We start from the raw sequence: 25,236 nt of genomic DNA, 5'->3' as shown, positions 1-25,236 counted from the left end.
GGAGCGCATGGTTGCGCTCCAACTAATTTATATAATTACTCTTTTGAACCAACTTTTTCTGATTCTAATGCTTGCTCAGGAACAATGTTTAACGTGTCGACTTGTTGTAAGTCATCGTCATCTTCCGTATCGCGCATTTCAATTTCTTCTTCGTCACCTGAAAGAATTTTTACATCCATTCCTAGACTCTGAAGTTCTTTAATTAATACTTTGAATGATTCTGGAACACCTGGTTCCGGAACGTTTTCACCTTTGACAATCGCTTCGTACGTTTTTACACGACCAACTACGTCATCGGATTTAACCGTAAGGATTTCTTGAAGTGTATATGCTGCACCGTATGCTTCAAGTGCCCAAACCTCCATCTCACCAAAGCGCTGACCACCGAATTGAGCTTTACCGCCCAATGGCTGCTGCGTTACTAATGAGTATGGTCCAGTTGACCGGGCGTGGAGTTTATCATCAACCATGTGTGCAAGTTTAATCATATACATGACACCTACAGACACACGGTTATCAAATGGTTCTCCAGATCGGCCATCATAAAGGACAGTTTTCGCATCACGAGCCATACCTGCTTCTTCAATTGTTCCCCAAACATCTTCTTCACGAGCTCCGTCAAATACTGGAGACGCAACATGAATACCTAGGTAACGGGCTGCCATTCCAAGATGGAGTTCCAGCACCTGTCCAATGTTCATCCGTGATGGTACCCCTAGTGGATTTAACATGATATCGACTGGTGTGCCATCTGGTAAATATGGCATATCTTCTTCCGGTAAAATTCTTGAGATAACCCCTTTGTTACCGTGACGTCCCGCCATTTTATCACCTTCAGAAATCTTCCGTTTCTGAACGATGTAGACGCGGACAAGTTGATTCACACCTGGTGGTAGTTCATCGCCATCTTCACGATTAAAGACTTTAACATCAAGGACAATCCCGCCGCCGCCATGTGGCACACGAAGGGAAGTATCACGAACTTCACGAGCTTTTTCACCGAAGATTGCATGTAAAAGACGTTCTTCTGCCGTTAATTCTGTAACCCCTTTTGGAGTTACTTTACCAACTAACAGGTCCCCATCTTTCACCTCAGCACCAGTACGAATGATACCGCGCTCATCCAAGTTACGAAGAGCATCTTCCCCAACGTTTGGAATATCACGTGTAATTTCTTCAGGCCCTAGTTTGGTATCACGGGATTCTGACTCATATTCCTCAATATGAATCGATGTGTATACATCGTCTTTTACAAGACGTTGATTCATAATAATCGCATCTTCATAGTTATAACCATCCCATGTCATAAAGGCAACAAGGACGTTACGGCCTAGGGCTAATTCTCCTAATTCCATTGATGGACCATCAGCAAGAATTTCACCTCTGGTTACACGGTTACCCACTGCAACAATTGGACGTTGGTTATAACATGTTCCTTGGTTGGAACGGATGAATTTTAACATGCGGTATTTATCAAGATTTCCTTTAACCTCTTGACCATCCACCAAATTAATACGACGCACCCATACCTCACGTGCTTCCACGTGTTCAACAATACCTTCGTGCTTACAGATAACCGCTGCACCTGAGTCTTTACCAGATACATATTCCATACCTGTTCCAACTCGTGGAGATTCTGGCTGCATAAGCGGAACGGCTTGACGCTGCATGTTCGCACCCATTAGGGCACGGTTGGAGTCATCATTCTCAAGGAACGGGATACATGCTGTGGCCGCAGACACAACCTGCTTTGGTGATACATCCATATAGTCAATGCGTTCACGATTAACAACTGTATTCTCACCACGGAAACGAGCAACAATTTCCTCATCCAAGAAGGAACCGTCGTCATCTAAGCGAGAGTTTGCTTGGGCTACTACATAATTATCTTCTTCGTCAGCAGTTAAGTAATCGATACGAGCTGTTACCTTACCAGTTTCAGGGTCAACCCGACGATATGGTGTTTCGATAAAGCCAAATCGGTTAACTTTCGCATATGATGACAGAGAGTTAATCAAACCAATGTTCGGACCCTCAGGTGTTTCAATTGGACACATCCGGCCATAGTGGGAATAGTGAACGTCACGAACTTCCATCCCAGCACGTTCACGAGTTAAACCACCAGGTCCTAATGCAGAGAGACGACGCTTGTGCGTTAATTCAGCAAGCGGGTTGGTTTGGTCCATGAACTGTGATAATTGCGAACTGCCAAAGAACTCTTTAATAGACGCAATCACCGGACGAATGTTGATTAATTGCTGCGGTGTGATCGTTGCTGTGTCTTGGATTGACATCCTTTCACGAACGACACGCTCCATACGGGATAATCCAATACGGAATTGATTCTGAAGCAATTCACCAACAGAACGAAGACGTCTGTTACCTAAGTGATCGATATCATCCGTATCGCCTACTCCATGCAATAAATTGAAGAAGTAGCTAATCGATGCAATGATATCAGCCGGTGTAATATTTTTAATTGGCTCTGCCACATAGGCATTACCTAAGACATTAATTACTTTTTCATTTTCATCACCAGGAGCATATATCTTAATATCCTGAAGTGTGATTTCGTCTGCTACAACACCGCCATAAGGATTAAAGCCTTTGAAATTAATATTCTTTTCAAGAGCAGGGATAATTCTATCTAGGTTTCTTCTATCTAGAATTAATCCTTTTTCGGCAATAATTTCACCTGTTTCAGGATCCGCAAGGGACTCTGCTAAGCGTTGGTTGAATAAACGATTTTTAATATGAAGCTTTTTATTAATTTTATAGCGGCCTACATTGGCAAGGTCATAGCGCTTAGGGTCAAAGAAACGTGACACTAATAAGCTCTTTGCGTTTTCAACAGTAGGTGGTTCACCTGGACGCAGGCGCTCATAAATCTCTAAAAGGGCCTTATCGACACCTTCCGTATTGTCTTTCTCAAGTGTATTACGGATGTACTCGTTATCCCCAATCAATTCAATGATTTCTTGATCAGAGCCGAAACCAAGTGCACGCAAAAGAACCGTAACGGGCAGTTTCCGAGTACGATCTATTCTCACATAAACAACATCTTTAGCGTCTGTTTCATATTCGAGCCAAGCGCCGCGGTTCGGAATGACGGTAGCTGAAAAGCCCCTCTTTCCATTTTTATCGAACTTCCCACTATAGTAAACACTCGGGGAGCGTACTAATTGTGAAACAATAACACGTTCTGCCCCGTTAATGACAAACGTCCCTGTTTCAGTCATAAGTGGAAAATCACCCATAAATACATCTTGATCTTTTACTTCGCCTGTTTCTTTGTTAACAAGACGTACTTTTACACGCAATGGAGCAGAATATGTAACGTCCCGTTCTTTTGATTCCTCTACTGAATACTTTGGATCGCCAAGACTGTAATCAATAAATTCTAGTGATAGGTTACCAGTAAAGTCCTCGATTGGTGAAATATCCTGGAACATTTCACGCAATCCCTCATCAAGAAACCATTGATAAGAAGAGGTTTGGATTTCAATAAGATTTGGTAATTCTAAAACTTCACTGATTCGTGCGTAACTTCTTCGTTGGCGGTGTCGTCCATACTGAACTAGTTGACCTGTCAACTGATTCACCCCTCAAATCAAGCGTTATTATGAAAATCTATTAACGTTTATGGAACAGAAAATTACTTCTTTTCCAGTAAACAAAAAGAAAAAGGGTTTTTTAGTTAAAAACCACATTTTCACATTTAGACTATTATTTTGTCATCATTTCCTTAATATCCCTTTTTTATACAAGATAATCAAGTATTTATAGGAATAATTCGGAAATTATTATGATGGCATTTTATAATGCTATCATAGTGACATTTTCAAGTCAACTTTTTTGTGCTCTTATGACAAAATAACCTTTGGATTTGTCAATAGTTTCGACGTGGTTAAATAAATTATTTAATTTTTCAATTGCGGATGATGCACCTTGTTTCTTTTGAATGACAACCCAGAGCTCCCCTTGTGACACGAGATGATCAAAGCTTTGTTCAAAAATGTCATGAACTGTTTTCTTTCCTGCTCTGATTGGCGGATTTGTTAAAATAGCTGCAAATGTGTTTTCATTCACATTCAACAGCCGATCACTTTCATAGATTTTAACATTCTGGATCCGATTTATTTCTGCATTTTCCTTTGCCAATTCAATAGCCCGCTCATTAACATCAACCATATGTATCATACGTTCATGATAATATTTCGCAAGCGACAAACCAATTGGACCATAGCCGCAGCCAACATCCAGGAGGAATCCGTCTGTATTTGGCATTTCAAAAGACTCAATTAATAAACGTGAGCCGAAATCTACTTCTCTTTTTGAAAACACACCGTTGTCCGTTTTAAAACGAAAAGGGTTATTTTTTAAAGTGAAGTCCCAAAATTTCGGGTCACTTTCGACCTTTTGTGTTCGAGAATAGTAGTGTTCAGACAACTGACTCACCTCCGAGGAAGATTAATAATTGAAGATAGACGAGGAAAAGAAACTAAAAATCCGAATTCTATTAAGCCAAAAAAAGCCCGCTTATACAGCGAGCTCGTTTTTGTGATTATTACTTAACTTCAACGTTTGCTCCAACTTCATCAAGCTTAGCTTTGATTGCTTCAGCATCTTCTTTAGAAACGCCTTCTTTAACAGCTTTTGGAGTGTTGTCAACAAGATCTTTTGCTTCTTTAAGTCCAAGACCAGTGATTTCACGAACAACTTTGATAACTTTGATTTTTTGATCGCCAGCGCTAGCTAGGATTACATCAAATTCAGTTTGCTCTTCAACAGCAGCAGCACCAGCGCCGCCAACCATTGCTACTGGAGCAGCAGCAGTTACGCCGAATTCTTCTTCGATTGCTTTTACTAGATCGTTAAGTTCTAAAACAGTCATAGTTTTAACTGCTTCAATGATTTGTTCTTTAGTCATGATTAATTTCCTCCTTAGTTTTCGTTCGAATTTATTAGTTTAACGCTTTAGATTGTCCAGCTTAGCTGGGCTACTAACTTATGCGCCTTGTTCTTCTTTTTGTTCTGCAACTGCTTTTGTAACAAGAGCAAGGTTGCGGATTGGAGCTTGTAGTACGCTGAGTAACATAGATAGTAAACCTTCGCGTGACGGTAGGTCAGCAAGAGCTTTAATTTCTTCAGCTGTTGCAACGTTTCCTTCAATTACACCTGCTTTAAGTTCAAGTGCTTCATGCTTTTTCGCAAAGTCGTTCAAGATTTTAGCTGGTGCTACTACATCTTCAGTACTGAACGCAATTGCGTTTGGACCTGTTAATGCAGCGTTTAAATCAGCAAGACCAGCTGCTTCAGCCGCACGGCGTGTCATTGAGTTTTTGTAAACTTTGAATTCCACACCAGCTTCACGAAGCTGTTTACGAAGTTCAGTTACTTCTGAAACAGAAAGACCACGGTAATCAACAACAACAGTTGATACGCTGTTCTTTAATTTATCAGAAATTTCGCTAACGATTTGTTGCTTTAATTCGATTGCACTGCTCATCTTTACACCTCCTGTAGAATTTCTACATTTATACCAGGCAAATAAACGCCTCCATATCGAACGTTGACATGGAGGCAGGATAACAACTGATTACTCAGCTATTTATATCGCATTACCTCGGCAGGGAATTAAGTGCACTTAGCACACCTGCTGTCTACAGTACAAATGTTATTATTTTAAACAACAAAATAGATTATATAAAATCTATTTTAAGTTGTCAATTGGTAAAATTTATTTAACAGCTACTGACGAAGGATCAACTTTAACGCCAGGTCCCATTGTAGAAGCAACAGTTACGTTCTTCATGTAAGTACCTTTCGCAGCAGAAGGCTTCACTTTTAGCATAGTTTCAAAGATAGTGTTGAAGTTTTCAACAAGCTTTTCGTTTTCGAAAGAAGCTTTACCGATTGGCACGTGGATGTTACCAGACTTGTCAACGCGGTATTCAACTTTACCTGCTTTAATTTCATTGATCGCACGAGTTACATCAAATGTAACTGTACCTGTTTTAGGGTTTGGCATTAAGCCTTTAGGTCCTAATACACGACCTAATTTACCAACTTCACCCATCATGTCAGGAGTTGCTACGATTACATCAAACTCAAACCAACCTTGTTGGATTTTGTTGATGTACTCAGAATCACCTACATAATCAGCGCCAGCTGCTTCTGCTTCTTTTACTTTTTCCCCTTTAGCGAAAACTAGAACGCGTTGCGTTTTACCAGTTCCGTTTGGAAGAACTACTGCACCACGGATTTGTTGGTCAGCTTTCTTAGGGTCAACACCTAAACGGAATGCTACTTCAAGAGTTGCATCAAATTTAGCGAAGTTTGTTTTTTTTGCAAGATCAATTGCTTCTGCAATTGGATATGCATTTAGGCGATCTACAAGCTTGGAAGCTTCTAAATACTTCTTACCTTTTTTAGCCATTTTAATTTCCTCCTAGAATTGTGGTTTTAACGTTGAATAACTCCCACGGCCAAAAGCGGAGGCGCCTTGCACAGGCGCCACAGCTAGCCCACGAAAAAGGTTGCGAGTGTTTATAACGTCGCAACCCCTTCATTTTACAAAAACAATCAGTTACATGGATTAGTCTTCGATGACGATACCCATGCTGCGAGCAGTACCTTCAACCATGCGCATTGCTGCTTCAACGCTAGCTGCGTTTAGGTCAGGCATTTTCTGTTCCGCAATCTCGCGTACTGTATTACGCTTAACTGTTGCTACCTTATTACGGTTAGGTTCACCAGAACCTGACTGAATTCCAGCTGCTACTTTCAAAAGAACGGCAGCAGGAGGAGTTTTCGTAATAAATGTAAATGAACGGTCTTCAAATACCGTGATTTCAACAGGGATGATCAAACCAGCTTGATCTGCTGTACGAGCGTTAAATTCTTTACAGAATCCCATGATGTTAACACCGGCTTGACCTAGTGCAGGACCAACTGGTGGCGCAGGGTTTGCTTTCCCAGCAGGAATTTGTAATTTAACGACTTTAATTACTTTTTTAGCCACGAGACACACCTCCTTAAAGTCCGTGATGTGGTAATAGGGTTTTTTAGGAACCCTCCCACTCAGGCATCTGTCTTTATCTATTGATCATAAAGAACTTGACATAAGTCTTGTCTCACATGGAGACATACTGACCTATGAAATATTACCACTTTTTCAAAATGATTTCAAGTTTTTTTACATTAAAGTTTTTCAATCTGAGTAAAATCAAGTTCTACAGGGGTATCACGGCCGAACATATTAACAAGAACTTTCAGCTTCGCCTTGTCTTTATCCATCTCTTCCACTGATCCTGTGAAGTTAGCAAATGGACCTTCTTTGACGCGAACCGTTTCGCCAATTTCATAATCAGCATCGACACGAGTTTCGGTAACACCCATTCGTTTTAATATAACGACCACTTCTTCTGGAAGTAATGGAGTCGGTTTAGAACCTGATCCTGAGGAACCAACAAAACCTGTTACTCCAGGAGTATTCCGCACTACATACCAAGAATCATCTGTCATAACAATTTCCACTAGTACATAACCAGGGAACACTTTGCGCTTAACTACTTTTTTCTTGCCGTTTTTTAGCTCGGTCTCTTCTTCTTCAGGGACAACTACTCGGAAAATCTTATCTTGCATCCCCATTGATTCGACCCGTTTTTCTAAATTTGCTTTTACTTTGTTTTCATAACCCGAGTAAGTATGTAATACATACCAATTTTTTTCCATTTAAGAGGACTAGAACGTCCGTCCCTCCCTATTTATTAGTCATAGACTATTTTTTAAACAAATAAAAAACCCGTTATACGGGCTTTTAGATAAAAATTCCTTTATTAATCACCATTATACCATGAAAGATGATTTATTATTCAAGAATTAAACGAATCAATTTTGAAATCCCTAAATCAAGAACTGCAAAGAACGCTGCGAAAAATACAACGGTCGTTAATACAGTGACCGTCGAGCGTGTTAGTTCTCCGCGTTTTGGCCAGCTAACTTTCCTCATCTCACGGAATATATCACTGAAGAACTTCGTAATGCGCTGCATGTTAAGTAACCCCCAAAATAAAATAACTATAAGAATATAGGATGACTATTTTGTTTCTCGATGAATGGTATGGGTGGTGCACGTTTTGCAGAATTTTTTTAATTCTAATCGCTCTGTTTGTATCTGCTTGCTGATCGTCGAATAGTTTCGAGAACCACAAACTGCACATGCAAGGATAACTTTTTTACTCATCTTCGACACCTTTACCCAATTTTCTATTATATCCTTAAAAATGTAACATGTACCCTAATTATTGTCAATATCCCTTGAAAACGGTTCAAATTTATGCCATAAAGGTAGGTTATTACAGTGAAAATTCGCGAAGTTCGAGATATCGTTCCAACTTTCTTTTCACTCGCTGCAGGGCATTATCAATGGATTTCACATGTCGATTCAGTTCTTCTGAAATTTCTTGATAGGATTGACCATCTAAGTAGAGGGCTAATACTTTTCTTTCTAAGTCGCTTAATAATTCAGTCATTTTAAATTCAATATGGTCAAATTCTTCTTGATTAATGATTAGCTCTTCAGGGTCAAGTACCTTTGCCCCTGACAAAACATCCATTAATGTTCGATCGGACTCCTCATCATAAATCGGCTTGTCCAAAGAAACATAAGAATTTAACGGAATATGCTTTTGACGAGTTGCGGTTTTAATGGCTGTTATAATTTGACGAGTAATGCACAGCTCGGCAAATGCCTTAAAGGAGGTCAGTTTGTCCTCTCTGAAGTCACGAATGGCTTTGTACAGTCCAATCATCCCTTCTTGGACAATATCTTCTTTATCAGCGCCAATTAAAAAATAGGACCTTGCTTTTGCACGTACAAAATTACGATACTTGTGGATTAAATAATCCAATGCTTCACTATCTCCGTGGTGTACCAAATAAACAATTTCTTCATCTTCCATTATGAGAAACTGCTGGTTGACCTTTGTTCCGAAGTCCGTACTCAAAGTAGATCCCCTCCACCGAACAAGCATAGTTAGTAATAGTATACATGACATTTTTTTCAGTGTCCACGCTCACTTTTGACCCCGGCGCCACTTTTCAAAAATTTCAGCCATTTCATCACTCATGTTTATTTTCGAGACAGGTTTTTTTTCTTGAATCTTCTTCACTTTCTGTTCGATGCCCCTTTCAATGGAGGACATTTCAATGAGCAGCTCCCGAGCGGATTTCCTTAATGCCCCTTGTCCAAAGATAGCCCATTGCTCTGTAAAATCGGAGGTGGCGACATGTATTTGCGTTCTCCGATTACTTAGACTAATTGCCATTTTTTCTATCCGCTCATCTGCTGTTTCATTTTCTTTAGTAAAGATGACTTCTACTTGATGGTTTTTATATTTCTTCTCTGTTCCTTGCACATAATAGGCATCAAAGACAACAATCACACGATATCCGGAATAGGCTTGATATTCCGCCATTCTCTCAACAAGACGATCCCTTGCTGCTGGCAGATCCCGATCTTTTAACGCCCTTAGTTCCGGCCAGGCTCCAATAATGTTATATCCGTCGACAAGCAGGATATCCATATGTTACCCCTCAAGCGGGTTTCGTTTTCGATATACCTCATACATGAGTAAAGATGCTGCAACAGAAGCATTTAACGAAGTAACTTTTCCGACCATTGGCAGGTGAATAAGAAAATCACACTTATCGCGGATTAGTCTACCCATTCCTTTTCCTTCACTGCCAATGACCAAGCCGAGCGGCAGGGTCCCATCTAACCTGCGGTAGTCATCTTTTCCTTTGGCATCTGTTCCAGCAATCCAAATGCCCCGTTCCTTTAATTCATCGATTGTTCTCGCCATATTTGTCACACGTACGACTGGAATATACTCAATTGCACCTGTTGAGGCTTTGGCTACTGTTGCGGTTAAACCCACGGCCCGTCGTTTCGGAATAATGATGCCATGTGCCCCCACAGAATCCGCCGTTCTCATGATCGAACCGAGATTATGAGGATCTTCAATCTCATCAAGCAATAAAAAGAAAGGTGTTTCATTTTTCTTCTCGGCAGCAGCAAACAAGTCATCGATTTCCGCATATTGATATGCGGCAACATAGGCCAGAACTCCTTGATGGTTTTCACCGGAAATTTGGTCAATTTTTTTCTTTGGCACAAACTGAACAATTACATGTGCTTCCTTTGCTAACTGCGTAATTTGCTGCATTTGGCCGCGCTGTGATCCTTCAGCAATTAAGATTTTATTAATATCCCTTTCTGATTTCAGCGCTTCAATAACTGGATTTTTGCCAACAATATATTCTTGTTCCATCCTAGCGTTCCTCCTTTCTTTCATCCACATATTTAAATGCCAGATTAATCAACTCTTCCATTCGCTCTATTTTACCCGATAAATATAAATAACCCATCAACGCTTCGAACGCTGTACTGTAATGATAGGTTTGGACATCTGTATTTTTAGGAACAGAGCCTGACTTTGCATTTCGACCGCGCATAATCACCGCTAATTCTTCCTCGTCGAGAAGATGATCATCCATCATTTGAAAAAGAATTTTGCACTGTGCCTTTGCTGAAACGTAAGTTGTTCCCGTCCGGTGTAAATGATTGGGTCTTACCTTCCCGCTATATAGGAGGTGGCGCCGTACATACGTTTCATAAATGGCGTCACCCATATAGGCCAGGGCGAGACTATTCAATTGTTTGGCATCGACGGTATTTTCATATTCAAGCATGAATTAGCCTCTTTTCCACCTTGTACCTTGCGGGGTATCTTCTAATATAATATTCATTTCTTTAAGCTGATCTCTAATTTGGTCAGACAATTGGAAATTGCGGTCCTTTCGAGCCTGAATTCGCTTTTCAATTAATGCATCAATTTCTTCATCCAGCATTTCTTCTTTTTCAATCGTCAGTCCTAATACATGGAATAAGTCTTCAAACTGTTTGGTAAAAGCATCGATTACCGATACTGCTGTATTTTTTTCTAATAGATAATAATTCGCCAGTTTCGAGAGGTCAAATAAGATAGAAATAGCTTTCGCTGTGTTGAAATCATCATCCATTGCTTCAATAAACTGTTCTTGTGAGTTAGCAATTTTTTCAAGCCATTCTTGATTATTATCGGTTAAATCCGTGCTTGCTTCTTTACGATGCTTTAAATTTTGATAGGAGGTAATCAAGCGTTCAAATGCTGCTTTCGTACTTTCCAGTAATTCTTCACTGTAATTAATCGGATTGCGATAATGAACCGATAACATGAAAAAGCGTAACACTTGTGGATTGTGTTTCTTGATAATGTCATGAACTAATACAAAATTTCCTAGCGACTTCGACATTTTTTCATTGTCAATATTGATATAGCCGTTGTGCATCCAGTAGCGGGAAAATAATTTTCCTGATAGTGCTTCTGACTGGGCAATTTCATTTTCATGATGCGGGAAAGTTAAATCCTGACCACCCGCATGAATATCAATCGTTTCCCCCAGATACTTTTTCGCCATTGCCGAGCACTCAATATGCCATCCCGGACGACCAAGTCCCCATGGGCTTTCCCAGAAGATTTCCCCTTCCTTCGCCGCTTTCCAAAGGGCAAAATCTAGGTCATCTTGTTTCCTATCACCGACTTCAATTCTTGCTCCTACCTGAAGATCATCAATCGATTGATGCGACAGTTTACCATAGCCATCGAATTTTCTTGTCCGGAAATACACATCTCCAGCTGATTCATAAGCGAAACCTTTTTCAATTAATTCACTAATAAATTCAATGATGATGTCCATGTTTTCCATTACCCGTGGATGAACATCCGCTTTTTGGCAGCCTAATGCAGACACATCTTCAAAATAGGCATTGATAAATCGGTCAGCAATAGCTGGCACGTCTTCTCCTAATTGATTGGCTGCTCGGATTAATTTATCATCTACATCGGTAAAATTTGAAACATATTTAACATCATAGCCGCGGTATTCTAAATAGCGTCGGACCGTATCAAAAACGATGGCCGGACGGGCATTACCAATATGAATATAATTATAGACAGTCGGACCGCAAACATACATTTTGACCTTTCCCTCTTCAAGGGGTACGAAAGTTTCTTTTTTACGTGTAAGTGTATTATAAAGTTGAATGGCCATTGACTTTTATCCTTTCTCCTTTTAATTCTTCGAGTTCATACATTAACTTATCCAAGTCGTTTTGCATTTCTCTTAAGCGGTCGGCAACAGGGTCTGGCAAGTCACAATGGTCTAAGTCTTTTGTAATTTTTCTTCCATCCTGCATGACTACTCTTCCTGGAATTCCTACTACTGTTGAGTTAGGAGGAACCTCTTTCAATACTACCGAGCCGCCGCCAATTTTGGAATTTTCTCCAACTGTGATTGATCCAAGTACCTTAGCCCCCGTAGAAATCAGGACATTGTCCTTAATCGTCGGATGCCGTTTCCCTTTTTCTTTCCCCGTTCCACCAAGTGTTACTCCTTGATATATAGTTACATTATCCCCAATTTCACATGTTTCCCCAATAACAACACCCATACCATGGTCAATAAAAAATTTTCTGCCTATTTTTGCTCCGGGATGGATCTCAATACCGGTAAAGAATCGGCTTATTTGCGAAATAACCCTGGCTAGAAAAAATAATTTCCGATTAAAGAGTGCATGTGCGAGTCGATGTGACCAAATGGCATGCAAGCCTGAATAGGTTAAGATGACTTCTAAATGGCTCCTTGCCGCTGGATCTTGTTCGAAAACAACCTCTACATCCTCCCTCAACTTTCTGAACATTACCATTTTCCCCCTATTGTTTGGTAAATAAAAAACTAAATAAAAAACGCCTCTGTCAACACGACAGAGGCGCTTAACGCGCGGTTCCACTCTGATTAGACCGGAAAGCTCGGATGGTAACAATAGCTCAAAACTTGGTCTCACTCTACCTGTTAACGGATCGGTTCCGCCCATCTCTACTTAGAGTTGACTCTTTTCGAAACAGGGCTCAGAGGTGCATTTCAAAAAACGAGAGGCTTAAACCACTTTCAGCCGGTGGTGGTTTTCTCTTTGAAGCATCCTTTTTTTACTTATCCTCTTCTACACTTTAGTAACTATCTAATTGTTTATTCTACTATATTACATTTCGTCTTTAATGTTAACTAATAATTTTATTAATTCTTGTTTGAACTTTATTTTTACCTAAAAGTTCAATTGCCTGTGGCAGGTCTGGCCCGTGTGTTTGGCCTGTTACTGCAGCACGAATTGGCATAAATAGGTTTTTCCCCTTTTGACCGGTCGACTTTTGGACTGCCTTCATTGCAGCCTTTATTCCGTCAGCCCGGAAATGTTCTAACTGATCCAGTTCATGTGAAAATGCCTTTAACACTTCCGGAACTGTTTCGCCTGCTAGAATTTCCTTCGCATCTTCTTCGAAGTCTACTTCCTCTTTAAAGAACATGTCCGATAATTCCACGATTTCGGCACCAAAGCTCATTTTTTCCTGCAGGAGTTCGATAAGCCCTTGAACCCATTGATACTGTTCATCCGTTTGACTTTCACTTAAGCGGCCAGCTTTCACTAAGTGCGGTAAAGTCAGTTCAACTGCACGATCAATCTCAATCTTTTTCATGTATTGGTTATTCATCCACAGCAGTTTCTGCTTATCAAATAATGCGGGGGATTTAGATAAGCGATTCGCATCAAATATATCAATAAACTCGTTCTTAGAGTACATTTCTTCTTCACCTGCCGGCGACCAGCCGAGGAGCGTAATAAAGTTAAATAACGCTTCTGGGAGATACCCTAACTCTTCATATTGTTCAATAAACTGGATGATTGATTCATCGCGCTTACTTAACTTTTTACGGCTTTCATTGACAATCAATGTCATATGGCCAAAAATTGGCGGCTCCCAGCCTAATGCTTCATAGACCATGAGTTGTTTAGGTGTGTTAGAAATATGATCATCGCCACGGAGCACGTGAGAGATTTTCATTAAATAATCATCAATCGTAACCGCAAAGTTATAGGTTGGGGTGCCATCTTTTTTAATAATGACCCAGTCGCCCATCCCTTCGGATTCAAAGGAAACGCTGCCCTTTACCATATCATCAAACGTAAAGGTTTTCCCTTCAGGTACGATAATCCGAATGCTTGGCTGACGGCCTTCGCTTTCTAATTCACGGCGTTGTTCATCGGTTAAATGGCGGCATTTACCCGAATAATGCGGCGTTTCGCCCCTTTCGGTCTGAGCTTCCCGCTCTGCTTCAATTTCGGCTTCTGTACAATAACACTTATAAGCATGGCCTTCAGCTAATAATTGGTTATAGTATGTTTCATAAATATCATTTCGTTCGGATTGGCGGTATGGGCCGTATTCGCCGCCGACATCCACACTTTCATCCCAATCCATGCCAAGCCATTTTAAATATTTTAACTGGCTTTCTTCTCCACCAGCAATATTCCGTTTTTTATCCGTATCTTCAATACGAATGATAAATTTACCGCCCTGATTACGTGCAAATAAGTAATTAAATAATGCCGTACGGGCGTTTCCAATATGTAAATGCCCCGTTGGACTTGGAGCATATCTTACACGAACTTCATTTGACATAACTATAATGCCTCCATGGTTAATAATTAATGGTTTCAACTGATTATTTTATCATTGTCTATGATTACAAGAAAGACTATTCATGAACCTTTCTTAATAAAACAACGGCTTGAGAGGCGATTCCTTCCCCTCTGCCTGTGAAGCCCAACTTCTCTGTGGTGGTTGCCTTCACATTGATTTGCTCAGGTGCTGCCTCTAGTAACTCAGCAATTCTCACGCGCATTTGCTCAATATAGGGTGCCATTTTCGGCTTCTGAGCTATGATTGTACAATCAGCATTAACCAGCTCGTACCCCTTATTTTTCACCAATTGCCACACATGCTCCATTAACTTTGCGGAGTCTGCATCTTTAAAATTGGGATCGGTATCAGGAAAGTGTTTGCCAATATCCCCTTCCCCAATCGCACCAAGGCAAGCATCAGAAACCGTATGTAATAAAACATCAGCATCTGAATGACCCAATAATCCCATTTCATAAGGTATGTTAATTCCACCTATAATCAACGGACGCCCTTCCGTTAGTTGATGCACATCAAACCCTTGACCAATTCGAAACATTATGAAAAACTCCTTTTTTCCAGTATCGCTTCCGCAAAATAAATATCTTCTGGTGTTGTTAATTTGATATTATCGTAGTCGCCTTCTACCATCGCAATAGGATGGCCGAGTCTCTCCACTAGACTAGCATCATCTGTTCCTAGGTAAGAATCCTTTTCTGCTTTCTCATAGGCCTCCTTCAGAAGAGAAATGCGAAAAGCTTGTGGGGTTTGGACCGCCCACAAGCTTGAACGTTCGACAGTTTCAACCACCAAACCATCTTGAACCTTTTTGATGGTGTCCTTTGCCGGTATTCCTAAAATGGCGGCCCCTGTATCCTCAGCCATTTTTGCCAAACGGTAAATATGTTCTTTACTGATAAAAGGACGTGCCGCATCATGAACAAGAATGATCCCGTCTGTTTCCACTGTTTTCAGCGCATTAAAAATACTATCCTGTCGTTCCTTACCACCAGGCACTAAGTGGATTGACTTGGCAACATTATACTTGGTAAATAAGGCTTTAAATTCCCCTTCATCTTGCGGATGAATTGCTACAATAATTTTGCTGCAGGCATTATCCTGTTCAAACACCTTTAATGTATGGATTAGTACAGGTACACTATTAAGCTCTAATAGAAGCTTATTTTTCCCTGCTCCCATTCTTTTTCCCTGGCCCGCTGCCGGGAGAATGACTTGGTAAGTCATATGAAAACCCCACTCTATTCATTATCTAAAGTGCCTTTTCTAATAGCTTTGGTTTGGCAAATATCATTCTTCCGGCCGATGTTTGGAGAACACTTGTGACGAGAACCTCAATTCGTTTCCCAATATATTCTCTTCCTTCCTCGACAACGATCATAGTTCCGTCATCTAAGTAAGCAACGCCCTGATGATATTCCTTGCCATCCTTAATCACCTGTACCGTTAATTCTTCACCTGGAAGAACAACAGGTTTGACGGCATTCGCTAAATCATTGATGTTTAACACCGAAACATTCTGCAATTCGCAGACTTTATTCAGATTAAAATCATTTGTGACTAAGATTCCATTTGTGATTTTTGCCAGTTTAACAAGTTTTGAATCCACTTCACTAATTTCCTCAAAATCACCTTCATAGATTTCGACTTTAATGGCAAGTTCCTTTTGAATTCGATTTAAAATATCTAGACCTCTGCGGCCGCGATTTCGTTTTAATACATCGGATGAATCAGCAATATGCTGCAATTCCTCGAGGACAAACTGTGGAATAACAATCGTACCCTCTAAAAATCCTGTCTGACAAATATCTGCAATACGTCCATCAATGATCACACTAGTATCTAGTATTTTTAAAGATTGTTTCGCTTCCTTTTCACTCTCATCATCACTTGATTTTTTCTTATTACTGCGGTTTCCAAATAAACCTAGGAGCTCATCCCTTTTCTTAAAACCCACCTGAAAGCCAAGATAACCAAATAAAATGGTCAGTATGATGGGCACGACAGCATTTAAAATTGGCACCTGTACCGCATTTAAAGCAAAGCCAATTAAAAAGGCCACCAACAACCCGAATATTAGACCTACACTACCAAAAAGGACATCGGTTACAGGGATTTTGACTAATGAATCTTCAGTCCATTTAACAAAGTTAAAAACATAATCTACTGCCCAAAAGGTAATAAGATAAAAAATAATAGCACCTAAAACAGCAGTGATATACGAGTTGTTAATTAAGGGAATGTCATTGATATGAAGTAAATTGAACAATTCCGGTAATAACAAAATACCAAGCGTACCACCTATAATGAGGAAGCAAGCCTGAACAATACGTTTTAACATTCCTTCACCTCCTCTACTCATTATAAACATATTCATAAAAATGAAACCTTAATTTACTGATTATTTTTCACTTAAAGATTCTTGTTAAAGAGTAGTTACCGTGAATTATTGATAGATGATTTCTCCATAGGGTAGCATTGGAAAATTCTCATGTCAAACAATTGGATTTTTTTTACTTTTATTTAATGGTTTTAAAGGTGACGATCGGTGTATAACCGTTCTTTAATTAATTTAAAGCCTTCCTTAATCTTTTTAGCACGAACTTCCCCAATTCCTTCTACTTCATCGAGTTCCTCTACAGATGCTGCGATGATCTTGGCAAGTTCCCCAAAACTGCTAATTAGATTTTCAATTATGATCGATGGAAGTCTTGGAATTTTATTTAGAATCCGATAGCCGCGTGGACTTTTATTTTCCTCAAGATGGACATAGCCCAGATATCCCATTAATTTTAATAACGCCATATCTTCTATCGTTCCATTTGAAGTCATAGATTGCATCCGTCCTAAAACATCTCTGGCTTTGATGTCTCTATCAAAGGCATAATCTTTGATAATGAGCATCGTTTCCTCTTCCAGGTCGGTTAAGATTTCATTCAGTTGTAAACGAATAAGACGCCCTTCAGTCCCTAATTCATGTAAATAGGTTAACAGTTCGTTTTTAATCTTTAAGACCATTTCAAACCGGTGCAAAACCAGTAAAAAGTCGTTATAGGTGACCGACTCTTCAAACTCTAGAATACTCAAATTGGTAATACTTTGTTCTAGGACTGTCTTATACTTTTCAAGCGTCTGAATGGCTTGGTTGGCCTTTGTTAAAATAACCGCAATATCTTTTAAGGCATAGCGGAAGTTCCCTTGATACAGAGTAATTACATTTCTCCTTTGGGAGATGGCAATGACTAAAGCTTTTGTTTGTTTCGCCGTCCTTTCAGCTGTCCGGTGCCGCATTCCTGTTTCTGTAGAGGGAATATCGGAGTCAGGAGCCAGCTGGGCATTGGCAAACAGAATTTTATTTCCTAATTCATTAAGGATAATTGCACCGTCCATTTTGGCCAATTCATATAAAAAGCTTGGCGAAAAAGAACAATTAATTTCAAAGCCGCCATCAACGATACTTTTTACTTTTTCGTTAAAACCAATGACAATAAGGCCTCCTGTATTGGCGCGGAGGACATTGTCGATTCCCTCACGAATGGGTGTACCAGGGGCAAGGAACTGTAATATCTCACTTACGGTATGCTCACCTAACTTTTTATTCTCCATCTGCTACCCTCCCAACGCTGCTTTCAATGCTTCACTTACATTCGATACCCCAATGAGTTCGACTCCTTTAGGTCCCTTCCAGCCGCCAAGATTATTAGCCGGCAGAATGACTCGTTCAAAACCAAGCTTGGCCGCTTCTTGAACACGCTGTTCAATTCTTGATACTCTTCTTACTTCCCCTGTTAAACCCACTTCCCCAATTACGCAGTCCGTCGGCCTTGTCGGTTTATCCCTAAAGCTCGAAGCAATACTGACAGCAACAGCCAAATCAATAGCAGGCTCATCCAATTTCACACCACCAGCAACTTTTAAATAGGCATCTTGGTTCTGGAGAAGCATCCCAACTCGCTTTTCTAATACCGCCATCAGAAGCGGCACACGGTTATGGTCAATTCCAGTGGCCATTCTTCTTGGATTCCCAAAACTGGTAGGGGAAATTAAGGCCTGAATCTCCACAAGAACTGGTCTTGTCCCTTCCATCGATGCAACCACCGTAGAGCCAGCTGCGCCCCGTGAGCGCTCTTCTAAAAATATCTCAGAAGGATTGGCTACTTCTTCGAGGCCCAATTCCTTCATTTCAAAAATACCCATTTCATTAGTTGAACCAAAGCGGTTTTTGACTGCACGCAGAATCCGATAGGTATGGTGTCTTTCTCCTTCAAAATAGAGAACCGTATCCACCATATGCTCTAACAGCCTTGGACCAGCAATTGACCCTTCTTTTGTTACGTGTCCAACAATAAAGATCGCAATCCCCTTCGTTTTCCCAATTCTCATTAATTCCGAGGTACACTCACGAACCTGTGAGACACTTCCCGGTGCACTTGTTACATCTGGGTGAAAGACCGTCTGGATCGAATCAATGATGACAAAGCTAGGATTGGTACTATCGATGGTCCGGTTGATTTCTTCAAGATTCGTTTCAGAATAAACGAGGAGATTTTCAGAAGATATACCTAATCGTTCCGCACGAAGCTTAGTTTGTCGTAACGATTCCTCACCAGATATGTATAAAACCTGATTTCCTTTATTCGCAAGTTGTGAAGAAACCTGCAAAAGAAGCGTTGACTTCCCAATTCCAGGGTCTCCGCCTATCAGCACTAAAGAGCCCTTAACCACGCCACCGCCAAGGACACGGTTTAATTCGTTTAAATCCGTTAGAATCCGTGGTTCATTTTCCATTTCAATTGAATTGATCGGCATAGGTTTGGATAACAGGCCTGATCCGCCTTGAGAATGGGCAAATGCCCCCCTTCTCGCGGTACCAGTTACTTCAACTTCTTCCACCATCTTATTCCATTCACCGCAGCCAGGACATTTTCCCATCCACTTGGGCGATTCATATCCACACGCCTGACACATAAACTTCGTCTTTCGTTTTGCCATTATCCTTCTACCCTTTCTACATAAAAAGGCGCAAGCGCCCGTTTAGCGGCGTATGGACTGGAGCCCTTTGACCGAGATAAAGGAAACACGGAGAGCGTAAGTGATCCGATGTTGACTTATCGTAGGGAAAATGGCGAAGTACACTAGCCGCTGGGCGCTGGAGCCGGACAGTTATCTAAGTTCAAAAAGTTATACTAATTTAACTCTGAAAAAAGGCACACGCACCAGATAGCGAAATACGCTGGGTGCAGGAGCCAGATTTTGCTAACTATTTACAGGTTACCACACCTTTTTTATTTTTTCATTTGAAAAAATTGATAGAAAAAGAGGTACACGATTTAACTTTATTTACGTGTACCTCTTCATAGATATTACGACCTAGCTCTATTTTACTAAACTGGTTTTCTCAGCCATTCGAACAATAAATTCTCCATTATCAACATCAATAATCGCAAGCTGCCCTGTTAATAATGTCCCCTTTAATAGTTCTTCCGAAAGTCTGTCTTCAATATGCTTTTGAATCGCACGGCGTAATGGTCGCGCGCCATATTCAGGATCATAGCCTTCCTGAGAAATTTTCTCCTTTGCCGCAGCTGTTAATTCTAAAGAAATATGCTGCTCTTTTAAGCGTTTAATTAACTGCTCTGATAATAAAGTCACAATTTCTTCAAGATGCTTCCGCTCTAACGCATGGAAAACAATAATCTCATCAATACGGTTAAGGAATTCAGGACGGAAAGCTTTCTTTAATTCTCCCATCACTTTCCCTTTCATATCTTTATAGTCTTGTTCGCCATCCTGAATATTAAAGCCGACATACTTGTTCCGTTTAAGTGCTTCAGCACCAACATTGGATGTCATAATGAGGACAGTATTACGGAAGTCAACTGTTCTGCCTTTAGAATCAGTTAATCGGCCGTCCTCAAGGACTTGCAGCAGGATATTAAATACATCTGGATGTGCCTTTTCAATTTCATCTAATAACACAACGGAATACGGCTTTCTGCGAACCTTTTCTGTTAATTGGCCGCCTTCCTCATAGCCCACATATCCCGGCGGTGATCCAACCAGACGAGAGGTCGAGTGTTTCTCCATATACTCGGACATATCAATCCGAATCATCGCATCCTCGTCACCAAACATCGCTTCAGCAAGTGCTCGTGCTAATTCGGTTTTCCCTACACCTGTTGGTCCAAGGAAGACAAAAGAACCAATTGGTCGTTTTGGATCCTTTAATCCTGCACGAGCACGACGGACAGCCTTCGATACGGCTTTTACCGCTTCTTCCTGACCAATTACACGAGAATGAAGAATTTCTTCTAAATTTAGCAACTTCGCCATCTCTGTTTCCGCCAGTTTGGAAACAGGAACCCCGGTCCAACTAGAAACAACACTTGCGATATCTTCGACGGTTACTTCATTATTTTCTTTCCCTTGTTTTTCTTTCCAATTCTTCTTTGTCTCTTCAAGTTGTTCACGTAACCGCTGTTCTGTATCTCTTAAAGAAGCAGCCTTTTCAAACTCTTGACTCTGAACAGCAGAATCTTTTTCCTTTCGCACTTCTTCCAATTTCACTTCTAATTCTTTTAAATTTGGAGGAGTGGTAAAGGAACGAAGACGTACCTTAGAACCCGCTTCATCGATTAAATCAATCGCTTTATCCGGCAGGAAGCGGTCTGAGATATAGCGGTCCGAAAGTTTTACTGCCGCTTGAATCGCTTCATCTGTAATCGAAACACGGTGATGTGCCTCATAACGGTCGCGCAGCCCTTCTAAGATTTGAATTGATTCTTCAAGTGTCGGTTCATCGACACGAATTGGCTGGAAGCGTCGTTCTAACGCAGCATCTTTTTCGATATATTTACGATATTCATCAAGGGTAGTTGCTCCAATACATTGGAGTTCACCGCGCGCAAGAGATGGCTTTAAGATATTAGACGCATCAATCGCCCCTTCCGCGCCGCCAGCACCAATTAAGGTATGCAACTCATCAATGAAAAGAATAATATTCCCTGCTTGGCGAATTTCATCCATAACCTTTTTCAAACGATCTTCGAATTCTCCTCGATATTTCGTTCCAGCTACCACTGTTCCCATATCGAGAGTCATTACCCGTTTATCACGAAGGATTTCAGGCACTTCGTTATTTACAATTTGCTGGGCAAGACCTTCTGCAATCGCAGTTTTACCGACACCCGGCTCCCCAATTAATACAGGGTTGTTTTTTGTCCGACGGCTTAAAACCTCAATAACACGTTGAATTTCTTTTCCGCGTCCAATTACCGGGTCTAGACTGCCCTCACGTGCGATCGAAGTTAAATCGCGTGCAAGGCTGTCAAGTGTTGGTGTGTTCGCACTGGCAGATGCACCGCCTTGATGCCCGCCTGACTCATTGCTTCCTAATAGTTGAAGTACTTGCTGTCTTGCCTTATTTAGGCTTACACCAAGATTATTAAGGACTCGTGCGGCAACCCCTTCCCCTTCACGGATTAAGCCAAGAAGAATATGCTCAGTGCCTACATAGGAATGTCCTAACTTGCGTGCCTCATCCATCGATAATTCGATGACCTTTTTAGCCCTTGGAGTATAGTGAATAGTTTGAGAAGCTTCCTGTCCTTTGCCAATTAAGTTTTCTACTTCTTTTTGGATTTTTTCAGAACCTAAGCCAAGCCCATAAAGAGCTTTTGCTGCAATCCCTTCTCCTTCACGAGTTAAACCTAATAAAATGTGCTCTGTTCCAATATTGTTATGTCCAAGACGAATCGCTTCCTCCTGTGCTAGTGCTAGAACTTTCTGCGCTCTTTCAGTAAAACGGCCGAACATCATATTCTCTTCCTCCTCACCTATTTTTCTTGCTCCATTTTTATTCGTTCCCTAATTAATGCTGCCCGTCGGATATCTCTTTCATGTGGTCTTAATGAACCGCCAGCATATTGTTGCAGGAAACCTGGCTGGGTCAGGATCATTAATTCATTTAATATCGTCTTTGGCATTTTTTCAATAAAACCCATATCTATTCCAAGCCGAACATCGGATAAACATCTTGCTGCTTCTTTTGATTCAATGATTCGGCTATTAGATAACACACCCAGTGAACGGAACACCCTGTCTTCTAATTGTATGTTTGAAGTTTTCCGTAATGCTTCACGTGCTGACCTTTCTTGTGAAATTAACTGGCTAACAACTCCCTTGAGATCCCGGCAAATGTCCTCTTCCGATTTTCCAAGGGTAATTTGATTAGAAATTTGAAATATATTACCTAATGCTTCGCTACCTTCACCATAAATTCCTCTAACAACTAGACCTAATTGATTGATTGCGGGAATAATTCGATTAATTTGCTGTGTTAAGATTAATCCTGGCAAATGCATCATGACCGAAGCACGAAGACCTGTTCCAACATTTGTAGGACAACTGGTTAAATAACCATGCTTCTCATCAAATGCATATTGAATATTACTTTCTAGCCAATCATCAATTTCATCAGCAGCATCTAAAGCTTCAGATAATTGCAATCCAGGAAACAAGCATTGAATACGAATATGATCCTCTTCATTAATCATAATACTAACTTCTTCATTTTCGGTTAATAAAACAGCACCATGTGGTGAATCCTCTGCTAGATTTGGACTGATTAAATGTTTTTCTACCAAAACCCTTTTTTGCAGAGGCTGAAGTTCATTAATTTTCAACAATTCCATTTGGCCAAACTTTTGAATGTCTGACTGATTTAATATTTCCTCCATTTTTTCAATAATTATCTTTGCTTCTTCGTGTGAAAAAAGTGTTGGAAATTTATATGCATCAAAGTTACGAGCCAAACGAATGCGGGAACTGAGGACAATATCTGAATCAGGTCCTTCCTCACTCATCCAGGAGCTGACAGCTTGATTTAAAAACCGTTCAAGCGACATGTTATTCCCCTCCCTCTTGGCTGGCTACAAGTTTTCTCTCTAACTGACGTATTTCATCCCGAATCTCAGCAGCCTTTTCAAATTCTTCATTGGCAATGGATTCTTTTAGAGTCCCTTTTAATTCATCTATTTGCTTACGGAGATGGATACCGCCGCCAATTCTCTTTGGTATTTTTCCATTATGTGTCCAGTTTCCACTATGAAGTCGCCGTAATACGGGTTTCAATTGTTCTTTAAATACTTCATAACAATGGGAACATCCAAAGCGGCCCACTTTTAAAAACTGCGGAAATGTCATTGAACAAGAATCACATTGCAGTATTTCCTCCTGATGAAACGGGCTTTGACTTGGTTTTTGAAAAGCAGGGTCTATATTTAATAATCCTGCTAACAAATTATTAAAAGCGAATCCTGATTCCCCATTAAAAATAAACATTTCTCCCTTTTCCTGCGCACATTTTTCACACAGATTGACTTCCGTCTTTTCCCCATTAATGATTTTCGTAAAGTGAAGGGCTGCAGGTCTTTGGTTGCATTCCTGGCAAATCATACTTTCACCTCTCAAGCGAAAAAATTTATTTATATTTTAAAGATGTAAGCATTGCTTTTAGCATTCTCGCTCTTAATTCGTCTCGGTATGGAAGATCAATATAAAGGACGGATCGGTCAATTACACTGAGCATAATTTTCGCTTCCCGCTGTGAGACAATTTCTTCTTGAACGAGTCTGAAAATGACATCCTCGGCACTGGTTTGACTAATCCTGCTTTGAATAAGCGCGAGGGACTGTTCAATTAAATGAGCAAGATCATGGGACTGGACCTTCATGATCCGTATATACCCACCTCCGCCCCGTTTACTTTCTACAATGTATCCTCTTTCGATGGTAAAACGAGTATTGATTACATAATTGATTTGTGATGGAACACATTGAAATTTGTCTGCGATTTCACTTCGTTTGATTTCAACAAGGTCTCTTTCACTTAATTCCAATACTTGTTTGAGATATTTTTCGATAATATCAGAGATGTTTCTCATCTTCCCACCCCCATTCTCTGACTTTGACTATATTTGACTAAATTATACTGAATTTTTTATGTAGATGCAACGATTCACTACTAATGATTTTCTCCAAATCTCGCCATTGTGAAACGTAGGTTTCGTTAAAAAGTATTGTGGTGATGGGGAGTAGATAATTGTGAATATAGGAAAACAACCTATTTAGGTTGTCCTTAATTCACGTTATACGGTACTAGGGGCAGGAGTTGAACGTCTTGATAAATTAGGCAGATATCGGTGAATTTTACAGCTGGCGGGGATTGAGGGGAGCCTCTTCATGTTTCCGAGATTCTTGATGTACCAAAACTCCAAAAATAAACCATAGTGACTCTCCATAGGTTTTCTACGATTTCAATTTCGGTAAAAACGGATGTTCTTTAGTTACCCCTCGATCCTTTTTGTCCTTCGGAGCCCTTCCGATAGACATTTTGCCTGTTCATTTGGAGAGTTTTGTCCTTCGGAACCCCTCCGATAGACATTTTGGCTGTTCATTTGGAGAGTTTTGTCCTTCAGAACCCTTCCGATAGACATTTGCCTGTTCATTTGGAGAGTTTTGTCCTTCGGAGTGCCTCCGATAGACATTTTGCGTGCTCACTTGGAGTGTTTTGTCCTTCGGAACCCCTCCGATAG

Annotated in this window: 26 protein-coding genes and 2 other annotated features; all 26 genes read right to left on the bottom strand. The window is 40.5% G+C overall.

What is annotated here, in order from left to right; translation table 11 throughout:
- Positions 1–35: 35 nt before the first annotated feature.
- Positions 36–3,593: a DNA-directed RNA polymerase subunit beta gene (rpoB, locus tag BR30_RS0113690; RefSeq protein WP_026565514.1), complete on the bottom strand. Its 3,558-nt coding sequence runs from the start codon at positions 3,591–3,593 to the stop codon at positions 36–38.
- A gap of 253 nt (positions 3,594–3,846) precedes the next feature.
- Positions 3,847–4,449 carry a class I SAM-dependent methyltransferase gene (locus tag BR30_RS0113685; protein WP_026565513.1) on the bottom strand — a complete coding sequence of 201 codons (603 nt, stop codon included), beginning with the start codon at positions 4,447–4,449 and terminating at the stop codon, positions 3,847–3,849.
- A gap of 118 nt (positions 4,450–4,567) precedes the next feature.
- Positions 4,568–4,930: a 50S ribosomal protein L7/L12 gene (rplL, locus tag BR30_RS0113680; protein ID WP_026565512.1), complete on the bottom strand. Its 363-nt coding sequence runs from the start codon at positions 4,928–4,930 to the stop codon at positions 4,568–4,570.
- Between the two features lie 78 nt (positions 4,931–5,008).
- Entirely contained in the window at positions 5,009–5,509 is a 501-nt protein-coding gene (gene rplJ / locus BR30_RS0113675; RefSeq protein ID WP_026565511.1) for a 50S ribosomal protein L10, read from the bottom strand.
- Positions 5,510–5,542: 33 nt separating this feature from the next.
- Positions 5,543–5,687, bottom strand: a sequence feature (ribosomal protein L10 leader region).
- 53 nt (positions 5,688–5,740) lie between these two features.
- Positions 5,741–6,439, bottom strand: coding sequence for a 50S ribosomal protein L1 (gene rplA / locus BR30_RS0113670; RefSeq protein ID WP_026565510.1), 699 nt, complete (start codon positions 6,437–6,439; stop codon positions 5,741–5,743).
- Between the two features lie 159 nt (positions 6,440–6,598).
- Positions 6,599–7,024: a 50S ribosomal protein L11 gene (gene rplK / locus BR30_RS0113665; RefSeq protein ID WP_026565509.1), complete on the bottom strand. Its 426-nt coding sequence runs from the start codon at positions 7,022–7,024 to the stop codon at positions 6,599–6,601.
- Positions 7,025–7,203: 179 nt separating this feature from the next.
- A complete protein-coding gene (gene nusG, locus BR30_RS0113660; protein ID WP_026565508.1) occupies positions 7,204–7,737 on the bottom strand; it encodes a transcription termination/antitermination protein NusG in 534 nt (177 codons plus the stop codon).
- Between the two features lie 136 nt (positions 7,738–7,873).
- On the bottom strand, positions 7,874–8,056 hold the full coding sequence (secE, locus tag BR30_RS0113655) for a preprotein translocase subunit SecE (RefSeq protein WP_026565507.1): 183 nt from the start codon (positions 8,054–8,056) through the stop codon (positions 7,874–7,876).
- A gap of 45 nt (positions 8,057–8,101) precedes the next feature.
- A complete protein-coding gene (rpmG, locus tag BR30_RS35900; protein WP_081825446.1) occupies positions 8,102–8,248 on the bottom strand; it encodes a 50S ribosomal protein L33 in 147 nt (48 codons plus the stop codon).
- Between the two features lie 112 nt (positions 8,249–8,360).
- Positions 8,361–9,038 (bottom strand): RNA polymerase sporulation sigma factor SigH, encoded by a 678-nt coding sequence (sigH, locus tag BR30_RS0113650; RefSeq protein WP_197032333.1) that lies wholly within the window; start codon positions 9,036–9,038, stop codon positions 8,361–8,363.
- Between the two features lie 42 nt (positions 9,039–9,080).
- Positions 9,081–9,590: an NYN domain-containing protein gene (locus BR30_RS0113645; RefSeq protein WP_026565505.1), complete on the bottom strand. Its 510-nt coding sequence runs from the start codon at positions 9,588–9,590 to the stop codon at positions 9,081–9,083.
- Positions 9,591–9,593: 3 nt separating this feature from the next.
- On the bottom strand, positions 9,594–10,337 hold the full coding sequence (rlmB, locus tag BR30_RS0113640; RefSeq protein ID WP_026565504.1) for a 23S rRNA (guanosine(2251)-2'-O)-methyltransferase RlmB: 744 nt from the start codon (positions 10,335–10,337) through the stop codon (positions 9,594–9,596).
- 1 nt (position 10,338) lies between these two features.
- On the bottom strand, positions 10,339–10,758 hold the full coding sequence (locus BR30_RS0113635; protein WP_026565503.1) for a Mini-ribonuclease 3: 420 nt from the start codon (positions 10,756–10,758) through the stop codon (positions 10,339–10,341).
- Between the two features lie 3 nt (positions 10,759–10,761).
- Positions 10,762–12,159 carry a cysteine--tRNA ligase gene (cysS, locus tag BR30_RS0113630; protein ID WP_026565502.1) on the bottom strand — a complete coding sequence of 466 codons (1,398 nt, stop codon included), beginning with the start codon at positions 12,157–12,159 and terminating at the stop codon, positions 10,762–10,764.
- Positions 12,140–12,808 (bottom strand): serine O-acetyltransferase, encoded by a 669-nt coding sequence (gene cysE, locus BR30_RS0113625; RefSeq protein ID WP_026565501.1) that lies wholly within the window; start codon positions 12,806–12,808, stop codon positions 12,140–12,142. The genes cysS and cysE overlap by 20 nt, the downstream gene beginning before the upstream one ends.
- Before the next feature lie 62 nt (positions 12,809–12,870).
- Positions 12,871–13,120 (bottom strand) — a binding site (T-box leader).
- Positions 13,121–13,166: 46 nt separating this feature from the next.
- Entirely contained in the window at positions 13,167–14,624 is a 1,458-nt protein-coding gene (gltX, locus tag BR30_RS0113620; RefSeq protein WP_026565500.1) for a glutamate--tRNA ligase, read from the bottom strand.
- Positions 14,625–14,700: 76 nt separating this feature from the next.
- Complete coding sequence (gene ispF / locus BR30_RS0113615; RefSeq protein ID WP_026565499.1) at positions 14,701–15,183, bottom strand: 2-C-methyl-D-erythritol 2,4-cyclodiphosphate synthase; 483 nt, start codon at positions 15,181–15,183, stop codon at positions 14,701–14,703.
- Positions 15,183–15,869: a 2-C-methyl-D-erythritol 4-phosphate cytidylyltransferase gene (gene ispD / locus BR30_RS0113610; RefSeq protein WP_026565498.1), complete on the bottom strand. Its 687-nt coding sequence runs from the start codon at positions 15,867–15,869 to the stop codon at positions 15,183–15,185. The genes ispF and ispD overlap by 1 nt, the downstream gene beginning before the upstream one ends.
- A gap of 25 nt (positions 15,870–15,894) precedes the next feature.
- Complete coding sequence (locus BR30_RS0113605) at positions 15,895–16,983, bottom strand: PIN/TRAM domain-containing protein (protein WP_026565497.1); 1,089 nt, start codon at positions 16,981–16,983, stop codon at positions 15,895–15,897.
- A 191-nt stretch (positions 16,984–17,174) separates the two neighbouring features.
- On the bottom strand, positions 17,175–18,248 hold the full coding sequence (gene disA / locus BR30_RS0113600) for a DNA integrity scanning diadenylate cyclase DisA (RefSeq protein ID WP_026565496.1): 1,074 nt from the start codon (positions 18,246–18,248) through the stop codon (positions 17,175–17,177).
- Between the two features lie 3 nt (positions 18,249–18,251).
- Positions 18,252–19,634 carry a DNA repair protein RadA gene (gene radA, locus BR30_RS0113595; RefSeq protein WP_026565495.1) on the bottom strand — a complete coding sequence of 461 codons (1,383 nt, stop codon included), beginning with the start codon at positions 19,632–19,634 and terminating at the stop codon, positions 18,252–18,254.
- A gap of 384 nt (positions 19,635–20,018) precedes the next feature.
- Positions 20,019–22,460: an ATP-dependent protease ATP-binding subunit ClpC gene (gene clpC, locus BR30_RS0113590; protein WP_026565494.1), complete on the bottom strand. Its 2,442-nt coding sequence runs from the start codon at positions 22,458–22,460 to the stop codon at positions 20,019–20,021.
- A 17-nt stretch (positions 22,461–22,477) separates the two neighbouring features.
- Positions 22,478–23,548: a protein-arginine kinase McsB gene (locus tag BR30_RS0113585; RefSeq protein WP_026565493.1), complete on the bottom strand. Its 1,071-nt coding sequence runs from the start codon at positions 23,546–23,548 to the stop codon at positions 22,478–22,480.
- Position 23,549: 1 nt separating this feature from the next.
- Positions 23,550–24,098: a protein-arginine kinase activator protein McsA gene (locus BR30_RS0113580; protein WP_026565492.1), complete on the bottom strand. Its 549-nt coding sequence runs from the start codon at positions 24,096–24,098 to the stop codon at positions 23,550–23,552.
- A gap of 25 nt (positions 24,099–24,123) precedes the next feature.
- Positions 24,124–24,585, bottom strand: coding sequence for a CtsR family transcriptional regulator (locus BR30_RS0113575; RefSeq protein WP_026565491.1), 462 nt, complete (start codon positions 24,583–24,585; stop codon positions 24,124–24,126).
- A 457-nt stretch (positions 24,586–25,042) separates the two neighbouring features.
- Positions 25,043–25,236, bottom strand: a 194-nt coding sequence (locus tag BR30_RS37860; protein WP_035445556.1) for a hypothetical protein, incomplete at its 5' end; no start/stop codon positions are given.

Source organism: Bacillus sp. UNC41MFS5 (genome assembly GCF_000686805.1).
Note: the sequence above shows the minus strand (reverse complement) of the source record. Positions and strands in the feature narration are given on the sequence as shown.

Excerpts from the sequence above, each read along its gene's own strand:
- rplL (WP_026565512.1), bottom strand. The coding sequence starts at position 4,930 with ATGACTAAAGAACAAATCATTGAAGCAGTTAAAACTATGACTGTTTTA.
- rplJ (WP_026565511.1), bottom strand. The coding sequence starts at position 5,509 with ATGAGCAGTGCAATCGAATTAAAGCAACAAATCGTTAGCGAAATTTCT.
- rplA (WP_026565510.1), bottom strand. The coding sequence starts at position 6,439 with ATGGCTAAAAAAGGTAAGAAGTATTTAGAAGCTTCCAAGCTTGTAGAT.
- nusG (WP_026565508.1), bottom strand. The coding sequence starts at position 7,737 with ATGGAAAAAAATTGGTATGTATTACATACTTACTCGGGTTATGAAAAC.
- secE (WP_026565507.1), bottom strand. The coding sequence starts at position 8,056 with ATGCAGCGCATTACGAAGTTCTTCAGTGATATATTCCGTGAGATGAGG.
- rpmG (WP_081825446.1), bottom strand. The coding sequence starts at position 8,248 with ATGAGTAAAAAAGTTATCCTTGCATGTGCAGTTTGTGGTTCTCGAAAC.
- sigH (WP_197032333.1), bottom strand. The coding sequence starts at position 9,038 with ATGCTTGTTCGGTGGAGGGGATCTACTTTGAGTACGGACTTCGGAACA.
- BR30_RS0113645 (WP_026565505.1), bottom strand. The coding sequence starts at position 9,590 with ATGGATATCCTGCTTGTCGACGGATATAACATTATTGGAGCCTGGCCG.
- rlmB (WP_026565504.1), bottom strand. The coding sequence starts at position 10,337 with ATGGAACAAGAATATATTGTTGGCAAAAATCCAGTTATTGAAGCGCTG.
- BR30_RS0113635 (WP_026565503.1), bottom strand. The coding sequence starts at position 10,758 with ATGCTTGAATATGAAAATACCGTCGATGCCAAACAATTGAATAGTCTC.
- cysS (WP_026565502.1), bottom strand. The coding sequence starts at position 12,159 with ATGGCCATTCAACTTTATAATACACTTACACGTAAAAAAGAAACTTTC.
- cysE (WP_026565501.1), bottom strand. The coding sequence starts at position 12,808 with ATGTTCAGAAAGTTGAGGGAGGATGTAGAGGTTGTTTTCGAACAAGAT.
- gltX (WP_026565500.1), bottom strand. The coding sequence starts at position 14,624 with ATGTCAAATGAAGTTCGTGTAAGATATGCTCCAAGTCCAACGGGGCAT.
- ispF (WP_026565499.1), bottom strand. The coding sequence starts at position 15,183 with ATGTTTCGAATTGGTCAAGGGTTTGATGTGCATCAACTAACGGAAGGG.
- ispD (WP_026565498.1), bottom strand. The coding sequence starts at position 15,869 with ATGACTTACCAAGTCATTCTCCCGGCAGCGGGCCAGGGAAAAAGAATG.
- BR30_RS0113605 (WP_026565497.1), bottom strand. The coding sequence starts at position 16,983 with ATGTTAAAACGTATTGTTCAGGCTTGCTTCCTCATTATAGGTGGTACG.
- disA (WP_026565496.1), bottom strand. The coding sequence starts at position 18,248 with ATGGAGAATAAAAAGTTAGGTGAGCATACCGTAAGTGAGATATTACAG.
- radA (WP_026565495.1), bottom strand. The coding sequence starts at position 19,634 with ATGGCAAAACGAAAGACGAAGTTTATGTGTCAGGCGTGTGGATATGAA.
- clpC (WP_026565494.1), bottom strand. The coding sequence starts at position 22,460 with ATGATGTTCGGCCGTTTTACTGAAAGAGCGCAGAAAGTTCTAGCACTA.
- BR30_RS0113585 (WP_026565493.1), bottom strand. The coding sequence starts at position 23,548 with ATGTCGCTTGAACGGTTTTTAAATCAAGCTGTCAGCTCCTGGATGAGT.
- BR30_RS0113580 (WP_026565492.1), bottom strand. The coding sequence starts at position 24,098 with ATGATTTGCCAGGAATGCAACCAAAGACCTGCAGCCCTTCACTTTACG.
- BR30_RS0113575 (WP_026565491.1), bottom strand. The coding sequence starts at position 24,585 with ATGAGAAACATCTCTGATATTATCGAAAAATATCTCAAACAAGTATTG.